The organism is Gordonia sp. B8661-1 (assembly GCF_059427765.1).
In genome coordinates this window covers 128,501-141,325 of record NZ_JCAHRL010000003.1, presented here as the reverse complement: position 1 = coordinate 141,325, position 12,825 = coordinate 128,501, and the positions used below count along the sequence as shown (strand labels likewise).

The following is a 12,825-nucleotide window of genomic DNA, read 5'->3' as shown; positions in this document are numbered from 1 at the left end:
CAGCCTCCCCACGGGAGCCGAACTCAGTCCGCTATATGCGGACGGCGCCTGGTCAGTGCTTCACAGGCGGGATCTATGAACTGGGTTACGGGCTGACGGTGTGACCGGCAACCCGTGACCTGTCCCACTCGGGACTCGACATGCCCACAGGCTACTGACGAATGAGGCTGGGCTCCACTCAACAAGGACTGAGCGCCGATACGGGACCTTCCGATGACATATGCCGCGTTGGGTCACGCAGAAAGAAGGTGACTGCCTATGCTGTACCGCCGGTAGGTTTCCTACTCGGATCTCGTCGGTAAGGTACCGAAAACTCGTGAATCATCGCTCGCTAGAGTCTGCGCATGGTTCGCATATTGGCAAGCTCCACGTACCGACATGACCAGGCGACACGGTGACCCGCCGATCGATGATGCACGTGCTGGATCCCTTGAGCCGTCAGTGGTGGCGAGCTGTCGGCCGGCGAATCGACCCGTCTACAGCGGAGTTCGCATTCCTGGCCGCACCGCACAACGTGAGGCATGCGGTCGGCGACGCCTGGCTGCACGACTACGAGCAGCGCGGAAGCGTGGCTTCCCCATCGCCGGCTGCAGGACTGTTCGACGACATGGCAGCCCTCGATGGCCCGGATTTCCGTGCGGCAGAGCTACACCCGACGGTGCGTGACTTCTATGAACGGACCGGATCGTGGCGGATGGAGGTGTGGTCACAATGGAACCCGATGTTCGCTCCCGGCGGGATGGCAGTCGCAGCGTTGTTCGGACGGCGCGTCGAACAACTCGCGTTGCCGACTGAACCGTTGTCGGTGAGCCGTGGCATGTCGAGCGAGATCCGGATCGTCACCGACGAGGCAGGACGCCGAGAAGGTGCGGCATGGTTACGGCGCCTCCGCCTCGACGATTCCGCGGTGTACAGCGGGTTCTACCGGTCCGCCGTGCTGCCGGGGCTGAGCCAGCCGCACGTCGCCGTTGCTTTTCCACTCGAACTGGGCAATATCCACGTGTTTCTCGCGCCGCGCGCCGAACCGGACGGAGCTCTGACGTTGACGTCCCGTTCCCAGCGGTTCGGCGCTGACGGCGCCTACGTGTCGGTGCTGTTCGGCGATCAGTGGTACTCGGCACAGCCGCCGCTGCGCGAGTCCTTCCGGGTGTATGTCGACGACGAAGGCGTTCTCCGCACCGATCACGAACTGAAGGTGGGACGATTCCGGGCGCTTCGTCTGCACTACCGCCTCGAACGCCACACCTGACGCCATCGCCACCCGCCACCACTACCGGGATCGTCGCTGACACCTCGGGCAGAAGTACGACGAACGATTCATGAACTGCTCGCGACGCATGATCGCACCACACCGGCGGCACGGTTCATGTTCTCGCCCATAGGCATTCAGGGATCGCTCGAAGTAACCGGACTACGCACCTTCAGTTGCGTTCATGCTTCAAGCTAGCGCACCACGATCGCTCGGCGGCAAGGCCTCGGTGGTCCGCCAATGCTGGTCTACATATCGTGGGTTAGCGCTACTGAATCTCGGTGTACTGGTCGCGCAATGAGTCCAGCACCGGCCCGGCCGGACCACCGATGCGCCAGGTAGTCCAGCCATTCGAGGAGAGTACTTGTGTCGTCTGGTCCCTGCCGCTGTTGAGGGCTGTCTGAGCGGCCTTGCTGACAGAGCTGTACGCGACGCCGTCGACCACGATCTCACCCTGGGTGGACACGGTGCCGGTCGCGCTCGTACCGCCCTGACTCAGATGCAGCTCGGTGCCGGCGCTGATCAGCCCGGCGGCCACCAGCTCCGGCAGCTTGGCCTTCTTTGTTCGGCGCCGCCGACGGGTCGCGCCGCTACGCAGTGAGACCTCGGCAGTTCCGTGGACGTTGTCGTCAGCTTCCTCGTCCTCGTCAGGTAGGTCCGCAGGCTTGTGCACGTCGAGGCCGGCCAGGCGGACTGCCGACAGGATCGATCCGAGCAGCTCGTCCAAGCTTAGCTCCATGTGCCGGGGCAGGGTGTCGTCGCGATCTTCCTTGCCGCGGTGCACGGTGATGCCAGGGATCGCGGCCAGCTCGGCGGCCAGACGGCCTTCTAGGTAGCCGACGTCGGCGCTGGTAAAGCCGTGACTCGTATCGCGCTTGACCACCAGGGCGCGCTGCCAGGCGATCTGCGGGTCGCTGTGGTGCGTGCTGATCCGGCCCCTGAGCTTGACCGACTTGCCGACGTAGACGACGCCTGAGCCGTCGGCCGTCATCAGGACGTAGACGCCGGGAGTGTTCCAGTCGTCCGCCGGGAGGTTCTGCCAGTCCCGGCGATGGAAGTAGCCCACGCGCACCGCGTGGGTCGTGAAATCCGCGACCACCGGCGCGGTGGTCGCGGACGGGATCTGGACGTTGACCGCGATGACCTGGGCGCTCACGAAGGGCTTCCCGTCTCGACTGTGTCCCACAGACCGATCTGCTCATGGGTGCGGCGATGCTCGCGCTCCTCGGGCGTCAGGGCGTAGTCCAGGCTCGCCGACTCGAAGCGCTTGAATTGGTAGATCGCGTGGTTGAGGTGCTGGGCGTTGAACAGTCCGATGTCGTTGAGCACCTTGAAGTCCTCGACGGTCAGGCCGGTGACGCGCTCGAACAGGTCTGAGTCGAGCGACTCGATGACGTCCCTGAGGGCTTCCTCGCGGAAGTCGGTGACGTACATGAACACCGGGATCTTGGCGAGGAACTTCTGCAGCTTCTTCCGGATCTCCTTGCGCTGGTTGGCGGTCTCGGTCTGCTTCTTCTTCTGGTCGCCGTCGAGCTTGCCGCCCTGTTCGCGCTTGGCCTTCCTGAGGTCCTTGGTATTGGTGATGACCAGCTCGGCGTTGTCTACCAGCGCTCGGAAGTCCTCGATGTTCTCCAGCGTCTCGATCAGGTCGGGACGGTCGAGCACCGCGGCCAGGGTTCGCTCGTTTACGTCAACGAGCAACGGGGAATTCCATCGACTCGCCAGAGCCGTGGCCCCGACGCCGGCGGTGGCCCATTCGAGCACGGCGCTGGCATCGAGCTGTTTCATGGCCCCGCCTGTGAAGCCGTAGATCGGCAGGTAGTTGATCAGCTCGCCTATCGCCTGCGAAGTGGTGGTGTCCCGTGTCGCGGCCAGCTTGCTGCCGTATTCGGCAACCAGGCTCAGCGCCCGATTGGGGTCGAACTCGAAGACGTAGCAGGTCGGTTTCAGCACGTCGAGGTTGCCCTCGGCGTCGCGGTAGGCCCACGGGGACTGCACGCGGAAGGCGGCCTGGAAGTAGGACTCGGGACTCTTGAGCGATCGGAGCATAAGGATCGCGCCCCACTCGCGCACGGTCACGCCAGTCATCAGCTTGCCGCAGGACAAAGTGATCGATCCGACACCGTCGCCGCGCTTGACGTCGGTGATGGCGCGCTCGACGGGAGGCAGCGCAGCGGCGCCCTGTCCGGCCTTGTCGCCGGCGGCGGAAACGATTTCGAACTGGGAGAAGTACGGGTGGGCAGCGAGCATGTCGGCCATAGCGAAGCAGGAAGCGACGGTGGGAATGTACCAAACTGCGTGCTTGACGGCCTCTTTGAAGCGGTAAGCCTCGTATGGGAACGGCGGCTTGTCCTGGACCTGGACTTGCAGCTTCATCTGCTCGCTTAGCTTGCCGCGCAGCATCTCCAGGAACTCGGCGACCTCGTCGGGCCGGTCGAAGGCGCATGTACCGTCGGGGTTCTTGGTGGCGGCAAACGTCCCGTTGAGGCTGAAGCCGTCGAACTCCCCGTCGTCGGCGTACTCGGCCGCGCCGGTGCCAATGTCGTAGGCGTACATTTCCATGCCAGGCAGCGATAGGTACGGGTTCCGGTGGAGTGGGTCGGCCCAGTTGGCCTTCTCGCGCTGCTCATCGACGTAGGTCCAGTTGAAGGTCGCGTCCTCGGTGAACTCGCCATCGGTGATCGCCCGGAACGGTGTGCCCGACAAGTACAGGTAGTGATCGGCACTGACGTTGAGTTCGTCGGCGATCTCCTCCTCCGTGACCTCGTCGTCGGGCTCTTCCAGCTCGGCCTCGGCGGCATCGCTGGGGTCGTACAGGGCTTTGGCCGAATCGCGCCAGGCGCCGAAGTGGTATTCGTCCAGGACGATGGTGTCCCAGTCGATGAGGTGGATGACCTCGTTGTGTGCCTTGATATTGCCGTCGGCGTCGCGGCCGCCCAGATCCTGCAGCGAGGCAAACCACACGACAGGACCGTCGTAGTCCGCGGCAGCGTCGCGCTCAGCAGGGTCGGTGGTCTTGTCGACGTACAGCCAGCCGTCAAAGTCGACGTGCGAGATGAGGTCGTCGTGCCAGGCAGTGGCCACAGCCGGTTTGAAGGTCAGTACGAGGACGCGTTTGAAGCCCATCTTCTTGGCCAGCTGATAGGTGGCGAAGGTCTTCCCGAAGCGCATCTTGGCGTTCCAAAGGAACTTGGGCGGCCTGTTGTCATCCTTATGGTCACGGAAGTATTCGGCGGTCATCTCGACGGCGTTGCGCTGCTCTGGGCGCATGTCGAAGGTCTGGTTGCGCTTGGGTTGGTAGGCGATGCCCGATCGCACCACAGCAATGGCGGCCTTGACTTCGTCGAGGGCGGCCTCGAACCATTCACCGCCGGTGCGGTTGACGCCCGCAGCGACCAGCGCCGCATGGACGTCGTGGTCGGAGAACTCGGTGCCATCTGGGCGCTCTGCCGGCTCGTCGAGGAGTATCTCGACGCCTTTGAGGCCGGGATAGGCGGTGTTCAGCTGCTGCTTGATACGCGCGCGGGCGGTGCCCTTAGTGGTCTGGCCCACCTTGACGAGGCCTTCGCCGGTCACCAGCGCGGACCCCTCGGCGCGCTCCCAGGGCTCGGAGTCCTTGCCGACGACGGTGTAGGCGTAGATGCGGTTGGTCATTCGTCGTCCTCGACCTTGCCGGGACGGTACTTTTCTCCGCCGGGAAGGTGACTGGCCGGGATCGCCGAGTCGAGAGAGAGATTCACTGAGCGAGGCTTGATCGATGACTCGATGTAGGCGCGCTCGTTTTCGGAGAGCTTGAAGTGGTTGTAGAGGTCCTCGTCGGTCCAGGCACGGGTCATATCGAGCATCGGGACGAAGCTGAAACGATCAGGCGTGAGATCCTGGGTGACTTTCCGCTGGAGCACGAGGAAGCGGTAAAGCTTCGTCGCCATGTAGTTCGCGTAGTTCTCTGCTTCACTGCGAGTGTCGAACGAGGCAGCGATCAGGTACGTCTGGGTGCAAGCGGAGCCAGGAGCGACAGCGATCGGTGCTCCCGTGACGACATCGGCGATCTGCCCCTCGTCGTTCAGTGGCGTATCGCCGCTGCCAGCCTTCGGGATCAGTACCTTCCATCGGTCGACCCAGTCGTGCAGACGCTCAAGCTGGTCAGTGCGGACGTATCCGACTTTGTTGCCGTAGATGAGGGGGATGCTGTCCGGGAACGGCGCGTTAGCGGAATGCTTGTAGTTGGTGCGCAGACCGAAGGGCACCTGTGGCGCAAATGCTTTGTCGACGGTTTCGTAGTCTGCGCATGTGACCTTCTCGACGATCGAGGCGGCGCGGTTGTCGCGAAGGAGTACACCGTCGCCGTCTCTGATGTCGCGGGTCATCGTGGAGATGACCTTGCCGTCAATGCGGGTCGAGAACTCGCAGTCTCCGTCATGCTGACGGTCCCACAGGAAGTAGGATACGCCGCCTCGGATCTTCACACCCGGGAAGCAGTCGAAGACCTTTGGGTTGTCCACCAGCTTCGACAGGCGCCGGTCGGCAATCATCCGGGTGCGGAACTCGTCGAGACCGAGACCGCCGGTGAACCAGCGCGACGGGGTGATCATCAGGACGTAGCGTGGATCGAGGTCAATTGCCCGCTCGACGAACTTCTGATAAATCGGCATTGTGCGGGTGTTTCCGTCTGAGTCGATCTGGTATGGCGGGTTGCCGACGATCACGTCGAACTGCATGTGGGTCATCTCCTGGGTGGGGTATGTGCCATGGATGAATGAGTAGGCGTAGTTCTCGCGGGTGTCACCGCGCTCAAGGTCTTCAGGAGCGTTGCACCGGCGACAACGCCCGTCGTTGTTGAAATCGTGCTTAGACGGGACGTACGGAATGTTCGCCTGCGCGTCATCGAAGCGGACTACGCTGAAACTGCTGGAGGCGTCAGCGGCGCAGTAGACACTGCGGCGGGAGATAATCCCAGTCATCTCGGTGATCGCGGTACCGTAGAGCATGTTGCGGAAAATGTGGTCGCGGCGGGCAAGGAAGTCGGGTTCCCAGTCAGCCAGACCGCCGAATAGTCGCGTGGCGATCTCGCGCAGGAACACCCCTGACTTGCTGAACGGATCGAGCCAGCGATAGTTCGGCTCGTGCCAGACGTGCTCGGGCAACAGGTCGAGCATGGCGCGGGCCAACCTCGGCGAAGTCGGCACCTCGTCGTTCGACAGCTGAGCCAGACAGTCGAGGATGTCGGGGACGTGCTGGTTGAATCGACTCATGCGCCGATCCTTTGGACCTGGCCGGTGACCGGCTCAGGGTTAGCCTGCAGTAGCGCGTAAGGTACCGGTTTGGTGTCGATTTTGGGCAGGGCAAACAGGTCGAGCTGGTCCTGCTCGCCGGCGACGGTGGACCACTCTCGGATGAAGGTCCCGTTGCGACCGGGCCGGTAGTCGATCCATTCGATTGAGTTCAGGCCGGCGAGGGTGTCGGCCTGAACGACGTTCGTCGACAGGATGGCCCCGACCGCGCCAGCGAAGCCAGCAGTGACCTCTCGCGTGTTCAGGTCTTGGTCCAGATGCGAGATGATGACGCTGCGCAGCCGATCCTTGGACTCGGCGACGTTCTCCGCGTCGATGTCGATGGCATAGATCGACGCCAGTGCACGAAGGATGCGGTGCTCGTACTGCTGTCCGGTCTGGTGCCGCTCGCGCGTAACGAAGGCTAGCTTGCGGACCAGAATCTCTTCGAGGAAGTTGCCCGACCCAGCGGCGGGCTCGAAGAACTTACGGTCGGTGTTGCTCGGGTCCTCGTCGCTGGGGAACATGCCGGGAACCAGATCGAGCATCGCGTTGACCTCGCGGGAGTGTGTGTAGACCTCGGCAAGGTCGCGGACTCGCTGCCGCGTCTTGATCTGCATGGACTTATCCTTCCAGGTACGCACGGCCAACCCAGGCAAGCTTGGTAAATAAGCTTGATCCGCTCGACGATCGCAAGTACAGATCATCGTGGTCGACGCTGGCAGTTCGGGCAGAAGTGCGAAGACCGATTCATAAATTGCTCACGCACTACCACAGCACCGCAGCGGTGGCAGGGCTGTCCCTCCCGGCCATATGAATGCAACTCTCTGCTGAAGTATCCCGACTGTCCGTTCACGTTCACATACAGATCGTCGAAGGATGTGCCCCCGACGACCAGCGCCTCCCCCATCACCGCCGTCACGTCGTCGAGCAGTTCGGCGACCTTGGCGCGGCTGAGGCGCGCGGTGGATCGGGTGCCGTGAAGTTTGCTGCGCCACAACGCCTCGTCGGCGTAGATGTTTCCGACGCCGGAGATGACCGTTTGGTCGAGCAGCGCCCGCTTGATCTCGGTGTCGCGGCGGCGGATGGCCGCATTGGTCGCCGCGGCGTCGTACACCGGATCGAAGGGGTCGGCCGCGATATGGGCGATGGTTTCCGGAAGCGATACCGCGCCAAAACTTTCCGGATTGTCGGGGTGGCGGTACTCGTCGACGTGCCATCCACCGAAGGTCCGCTGATCGACGAAGCGCAGTTCGTTGCCGTCGTCGAGGGACGCACGAATTCGCAGATGAACATGATCCTCCGCGCCGGCCTCGGAGATGAGCATCTGACCGCTCATACCCAGGTGCACGACCAGCGGGACCACGTCCCGCTCATCGACCGCGGTTGCGGGCAGGATGTCGAGCCACAGGTATTTGCCGCGTCGATGCACGCCGGTGATCTGTCCGTCCGCCAACCGTCCGATGAGATCGGGCGCGCCGCCGGGCTGCCTCCGCACGGCTCGCGGGTGCAGCACCTCAACCGCGGAGATCCGGCGGCCCTGCACATGCTCGGCGAGACCGCGACGAACGGTCTCCACCTCGGGGAGTTCGGGCACGTCAGCTCACATCGGCCTGCTCGGCAGGCTTCGCCTCGTTCCGCTCGGTCAGGGCTTTCCACGCGAGCGAGGCCGCCTTCTGCTCGGCCTCCTTCTTGGTGCGGCCGGAACCGTCACCGAGACTCTCCCCCGCCACCACGGCCACCGCGGTGAACTCCTTGTTGTGGTCGGGACCCGTCGAAGTGATCTGATAGTGCGGCGGCCCGAAGCCGAGTTCCGCCGACAACTCCTGCAGCGACGTCTTCCAGTCCAGTCCGGCGCCGAGATGACCTGCGCGCCCGATGATCTCGTCGAAAAGGCCGAGAATGATGACCTTGCACTCATCGAGCCCGTGGTCGAGGTAGAGAGCGCCGAACAGCGATTCCAGTCCGTCGGCGAGAATGCTGTCCTTGTCCCGGCCGCCCGTCATCTCCTCGCCACGTCCGAGGAAGAGGTGCCGACCCAGTCCGCCGTCACCGAGTCCGCGCGCGACGTCCGCGAGTGCGTGCATGTTGACCACGCTGGCCCGGATCTTCGCGAGCTCGCCTTCGGATTTCTCGGGATAACGCAGGTACAGACGTTCGGTGATGACGACGCCGAGCACCGAGTCGCCCAGGAACTCGAGCCGCTCGTTGGTCGGCAAGCCGCCGTTCTCGTACGCGTAGGACCGATGGGTCAGCGCCAAGGTCAGCAGGTCGTCACTGAGTGAGGCACGCATGGCCTCGAGCAGGTCGGCGAAACGTCCCCGGTCGGCAGGGGCGGCGGAGTCCGCCGACGTCACGATGTCGTTGTCGGTCACGGGTACTCAGTCACCGCCTCGGGATTCCGGGTTCTGCGGATCGGCGGATGCCTCCGACGAGCCGCCGAATTTCTCCCGAAGACCCGCCCAGCGGGGATCGATAATGTCGTGACCGTGATCCGGCTCCGCAACCGCCAGGCGGACACCACATTCGGAACACAACCCCGGGCAGTCGTCGGAGCACAGCGGCGACAGCGGCAATTCCATCGCGACGGCGTCGATGATCGACTGCTCGAGGTCGATGCGATCGTCGACGAGGCGGTGCACGTCCTCGGAGTCGGTGGTCTGCTCCGTCTCGCTGTCCGGATACGCGAACAGTTCGGTGAGGAAGATCGTCACGGTGCCGTCGACCGGTTCGAGACAGCGCGCACACTGCCCTTCGGTCTCACCACTGACGGTGCCGGTCACCAGCACGCCTTCACTGACGGACTCGAGGCGAAGGTCGAGGTCGATCTCCGAGCCGGCCGGGATGCCGATCATCTCGACGCCGATGCGTTCGGGCGCGACGACCGTCCGATGCACCTCCTGCATCGTGCCGGGACGACGCCCAAGTGACCGGACATCGAGGACGAACGGGTCGCGCGCCTGCAGGTCACGGCCTTGCGAGTCACCGGCTCCGGCGACCGCATCACCCGCCTGCCGGGTCTTCTCGCGCTTCGCCTTCCCCTCGTGATGTGTCATTGCCTGATCAGCCACACGTTGCACGATACGCCGTAGTGGTCACAGAACGGACACTCACACGGCCAGCGGTGACCCCTGATCGGCCACTCGGTCACGCAGGTCGCCCACGGTGGAACGGGAAGCACCCGGCTCCTCGGCGGCACGCGGATACTCGACGTAGTCGTGCATGCCGGCACCGGTACGCAACTGGTGGCGTCCACGATTGACCGAACGCAGGGTTCCGGTGAGGGTCTCCTCGAACTGGGCGAGCTTCTCGTCGACGTACACATCGCAATCGCCGCGCAGGCGATCGGCCTCGGCGTGCGCAGCATCGATGATCCGCTCGGCCTCCGACTTCGCGGCGGCGACGACCTCGGCCTCGGACACCAGGCGCTGCTGCTCGGCGATGCCGTCGGCGACCGACTTGTCGTAGGTGTTGTTGGCGTTGTCGATGGTCCGCTGCGCCTCGGCGCGCGCCCGGCCGGTGACGGCCTCGTACTCGCGAGCGGCACTCGTGGAGATGCGATGCGCCTCTCCCGAGGCCTCGTCGACGAGCTGACGACCATGATTGCCCGCCTCGTCGACCATACGGTCGGCCTGGGCCTTCGCCTCGGACAGGATGCGATCCGCCTCGGCGCGCGCGTGGGCGAGGACCGACTCGGACTCCTCGTCGGACTTGGTGATGACCGAGTCCGCGTGCTGGCGCGCGTTATCCAGCATCGAATCACGCTGGTCGAGTACATCCTGGGCGTCGTCGAGCTCACCCGGGATGGAGTCCTTGATGTCGTCGAGCAATTCGAGGACATCGCCGCGTGGAACGACGCAGCCCGCGGTCATCGGGACACTTCGCGCCTCTTCGACGATGGCGACCAACTCGTCGAGCGCTTCAAAAACCCGGTACACAGCTACCCCAATCCGGCACATGCCTTCGGCGGTGAAACATCTGTGACCATTGTGCCCAATGTTGCGCTTGTGACTAGTGAAGCGGATGTGGCGTGTCGCAGATCGGGTCAGACCCGACGTTCGCCTGCCAGTTCCGCCTGCAGGCGCTGGTAGATATGCGGCGAAAGGAAGGGTTCGACGTCCCCGCCGAGTTTCGCGACCTCCTTGACGAGCGAACTCGACACGTGGGCGTACCGCGGATCGGTCAGCAGGAACAGCGTCTCGACGTCGGCGAGGTCGCGATTCATCTGCGCCATCGGCACCTCGTAGTCGAAGTCCGTCGCCGAACGCAGCCCCTTCACCATGGTGTCGATGCCTTCGCGTTGCAGGTAGTCGACGAGCAATCCGGTCCAGCGGTCGACGCGCACATTCGGCAGATCCGCGCAGTCCTCGCGGATCAGCTCGATCCGCTCGTCGACGCCGAAGAGCCCGTGCTTGTTGGGATTGACCACCACGGTGACCACCAACTCGTCGAACCGGGCGGCGGCCCGCTCGACGATGTAGCGATGGCCGACGGTGAACGGATCGAAGGAACCGGGGAAAACGGCAGAGGTCATGCCGCGAATCTACCGACGGAGCATCACGCGGCGTCGATGAACTCCGCTTCCAGACGCCTCATCAGGTCGGCGGTACCGCCCGTCTCCGCGGCTCGCCACCCGGTGCCCGCCCAGAGATTGATGCCGTCCGGGTCGTCGGCGGCGGCAGCCGCGGCACGCAGCGGCTTGGTCATGTGATGAATGTGGGGATAGAGCGCGGGGGCATCCGTATGGCGTTGCGTGAAGCCATTACGCAGCGAACGTGCGGGCCTGCCGGAGAAGGCCCGCGTGACGACGGTGTCGGTGTAGAGCCGTTCCAGGATCGCCCGGCGGTGCGGCGCCGACGTGCCCGCCTCGTCGACGCACAGGAACGCGGTGCCCATCTGCACACCGTCTGCTCCGAGCGCGATCATCGAGGCTGCCGCGGCACCGTCCATCACTCCACCCGCCGCGATGACCGGGAGGTCGACCGGGATATCCGACTCGCGGATGGCGCGGACGAGTTCGGTTGCCGCAAGGGCGATTCCACCATAGGGAGCGTCGGGATCGTCGCGCCACAGTCCGCGGTGACCACCGGCCTCGCGCCCCTGGGCGACAAGCGCGTCGGCCCCGGACGCGACTGCGGCCGCCGCCTCCGCCGTATTGCTCACGGTCACGGCGACCGGAACACCCAGCGTGTCGTGAATGCGATCGATCCGCTCGCGCCCGGGATCCCCGAAGGTGAAGGTGACGATCGCGGGCCGATGATCGGCCAGCATCGCGATCTTCGCGTCGACGTCCTCGTCGGTGAAACGTGGCTCGCCGAGTTCCGCGCCGCGCCGTTCGGCATCGACCGCCAACTCGCCGCGGTAGCGCTCGAGTCCCTCTCCCACCGAGCCGGAATCCCCGGCCAGGGCATCCGGACCCGACAGAAAGATGTTGACCCCGTAGGGATTCCGGGTCCGCTGCTCGACATCGACGACCAGATCCGCCAGTGCGTCCGGGGTGAGGTAACCGGCGGCCAGCATGCCCAGACCCCCACTGTCGCTCACCGCGGCCACCAGAGCCGGGGTCGTCGGCCCACCGGCCATGGGAGCGCAGAGGAAGGGCAGGCGAGTCGCGAGGGTTCCGATTCGCAGGCCCGGAATCGGGGCTGCATCAGCGGTCATGGAATGCCACCTCCACACGTGTGTCGCCATACTTCTTGTCGATGGTCGCAGTGAGGCCGTCGGGCCAGACCGTCGGCGCCGACCGCGTCCCGCGTTCGAGCACGACCAGGCCGTCCTCGGCGAGCCACCCGGCGATCAGTGCGGACAGGTCCGCGCCGAGTGCCGCGTTGCCGACATCGTAGGGCGGATCGAGGAACACCACGTCGAAGGCCTCGGGGCTCGCTTCGGACAGAAACGTGCCCACCGGTCGCGTGAGCACCGACGACCGGCCGGCCACGCCCGAATCGCGCAGATTCGCATCGATCACCGACGTCGCCTTACGCCGCAGGTCGACGAAGACCGCCCGCCCGGCCCCGCGCGACAGCGCCTCGATGCCGAGCGCCCCGGAGCCCGCATACAGATCCAGCACATGCGCGCCATCGAGGTCGACGCGGGCATCGAGCATGTTGAAGATGGCCTCCCGAACGCGGTCCGAGGTGGGACGGGTGCCGTCATCCGGCACACGCAATCGTCGTCCGCGCAGTTCACCGGCGATGACCCGGGTCATCGGCGCGGCCTCCGAGGTTCGTACGTCTCCGCCGTTCGGCGCGTGCTGCTCATGATGACCCCATTGTTCCTCACCCCGGAGAGGTGACGCCGACGAGG

The 12,825-nt window shown here is 64.7% G+C and carries 12 protein-coding genes and 1 pseudogene; 1 reads left to right on the top strand and 12 read right to left on the bottom strand.

Annotation, left to right across the window (positions count from 1 at the left end; genetic code table 11):
* The first annotated feature begins 394 nt into the window (after positions 1-394).
* Positions 395-1,249 (top strand): hypothetical protein, encoded by an 855-nt coding sequence (locus AC4JJG_RS08110; RefSeq protein ID WP_495405752.1) that lies wholly within the window; start codon positions 395-397, stop codon positions 1,247-1,249.
* 21 nt (positions 1,250-1,270) lie between these two features.
* Here the strand turns inward: AC4JJG_RS08110 and AC4JJG_RS08105 are convergent.
* From AC4JJG_RS08105 to rsmD, 12 genes and pseudogenes are all read right to left on the bottom strand, one after another.
* Positions 1,271-1,411: pseudogene (locus AC4JJG_RS08105) on the bottom strand (zinc finger domain-containing protein); the annotation flags it as partial.
* Between the two features lie 106 nt (positions 1,412-1,517).
* A complete protein-coding gene (locus tag AC4JJG_RS08100; protein ID WP_495400972.1) occupies positions 1,518-2,405 on the bottom strand; it encodes a restriction system modified-DNA reader domain-containing protein in 888 nt (295 codons plus the stop codon).
* The gene (locus AC4JJG_RS08095) at positions 2,402-4,903 is read right to left on the bottom strand and encodes a GIY-YIG nuclease family protein (RefSeq protein ID WP_495400973.1); all 2,502 of its coding nucleotides are present in this window, start codon (positions 4,901-4,903) and stop codon (positions 2,402-2,404) included. The genes AC4JJG_RS08100 and AC4JJG_RS08095 overlap by 4 nt, the downstream gene beginning before the upstream one ends.
* The gene (locus AC4JJG_RS08090; RefSeq protein WP_495400974.1) at positions 4,900-6,501 is read right to left on the bottom strand and encodes an Eco57I restriction-modification methylase domain-containing protein; all 1,602 of its coding nucleotides are present in this window, start codon (positions 6,499-6,501) and stop codon (positions 4,900-4,902) included. Before AC4JJG_RS08090 ends, AC4JJG_RS08095 begins: the two co-directional genes overlap by 4 nt.
* Positions 6,498-7,139: a type III restriction endonuclease subunit M gene (locus tag AC4JJG_RS08085; protein WP_495400975.1), complete on the bottom strand. Its 642-nt coding sequence runs from the start codon at positions 7,137-7,139 to the stop codon at positions 6,498-6,500. The genes AC4JJG_RS08090 and AC4JJG_RS08085 overlap by 4 nt, the downstream gene beginning before the upstream one ends.
* Before the next feature lie 83 nt (positions 7,140-7,222).
* Complete coding sequence (mutM, locus tag AC4JJG_RS08080) at positions 7,223-8,116, bottom strand: bifunctional DNA-formamidopyrimidine glycosylase/DNA-(apurinic or apyrimidinic site) lyase (RefSeq protein WP_495400976.1); 894 nt, start codon at positions 8,114-8,116, stop codon at positions 7,223-7,225.
* Between the two features lies 1 nt (position 8,117).
* Positions 8,118-8,813, bottom strand: coding sequence for a ribonuclease III (rnc, locus tag AC4JJG_RS08075; protein WP_495401037.1), 696 nt, complete (start codon positions 8,811-8,813; stop codon positions 8,118-8,120).
* A gap of 87 nt (positions 8,814-8,900) precedes the next feature.
* A complete protein-coding gene (locus AC4JJG_RS08070; RefSeq protein WP_495400977.1) occupies positions 8,901-9,590 on the bottom strand; it encodes a YceD family protein in 690 nt (229 codons plus the stop codon).
* A gap of 39 nt (positions 9,591-9,629) precedes the next feature.
* On the bottom strand, positions 9,630-10,457 hold the full coding sequence (locus AC4JJG_RS08065) for a DivIVA domain-containing protein (RefSeq protein WP_495400978.1): 828 nt from the start codon (positions 10,455-10,457) through the stop codon (positions 9,630-9,632).
* Positions 10,458-10,564: 107 nt separating this feature from the next.
* Complete coding sequence (gene coaD / locus AC4JJG_RS08060) at positions 10,565-11,053, bottom strand: pantetheine-phosphate adenylyltransferase (protein ID WP_495400979.1); 489 nt, start codon at positions 11,051-11,053, stop codon at positions 10,565-10,567.
* Between the two features lie 23 nt (positions 11,054-11,076).
* Entirely contained in the window at positions 11,077-12,180 is a 1,104-nt protein-coding gene (locus AC4JJG_RS08055) for an NAD(P)H-dependent flavin oxidoreductase (protein ID WP_495400980.1), read from the bottom strand.
* Complete coding sequence (gene rsmD, locus AC4JJG_RS08050; protein ID WP_495400981.1) at positions 12,170-12,727, bottom strand: 16S rRNA (guanine(966)-N(2))-methyltransferase RsmD; 558 nt, start codon at positions 12,725-12,727, stop codon at positions 12,170-12,172. The genes AC4JJG_RS08055 and rsmD overlap by 11 nt, the downstream gene beginning before the upstream one ends.
* Positions 12,728-12,825 lie beyond the last annotated feature (98 nt).

Coding starts and splice junctions, on each gene's coding strand:
- AC4JJG_RS08095 (WP_495400973.1), bottom strand. CDS start 4,903: ATGACCAACCGCATCTACGCCTACACCGTCGTCGGCAAGGACTCCGAG.
- AC4JJG_RS08090 (WP_495400974.1), bottom strand. CDS start 6,501: ATGAGTCGATTCAACCAGCACGTCCCCGACATCCTCGACTGTCTGGCT.
- AC4JJG_RS08085 (WP_495400975.1), bottom strand. CDS start 7,139: ATGCAGATCAAGACGCGGCAGCGAGTCCGCGACCTTGCCGAGGTCTAC.
- rnc (WP_495401037.1), bottom strand. CDS start 8,813: ATGCGTGCCTCACTCAGTGACGACCTGCTGACCTTGGCGCTGACCCAT.
- coaD (WP_495400979.1), bottom strand. CDS start 11,053: ATGACCTCTGCCGTTTTCCCCGGTTCCTTCGATCCGTTCACCGTCGGC.
- AC4JJG_RS08055 (WP_495400980.1), bottom strand. CDS start 12,180: ATGACCGCTGATGCAGCCCCGATTCCGGGCCTGCGAATCGGAACCCTC.
- rsmD (WP_495400981.1), bottom strand. CDS start 12,727: ATGACCCGGGTCATCGCCGGTGAACTGCGCGGACGACGATTGCGTGTG.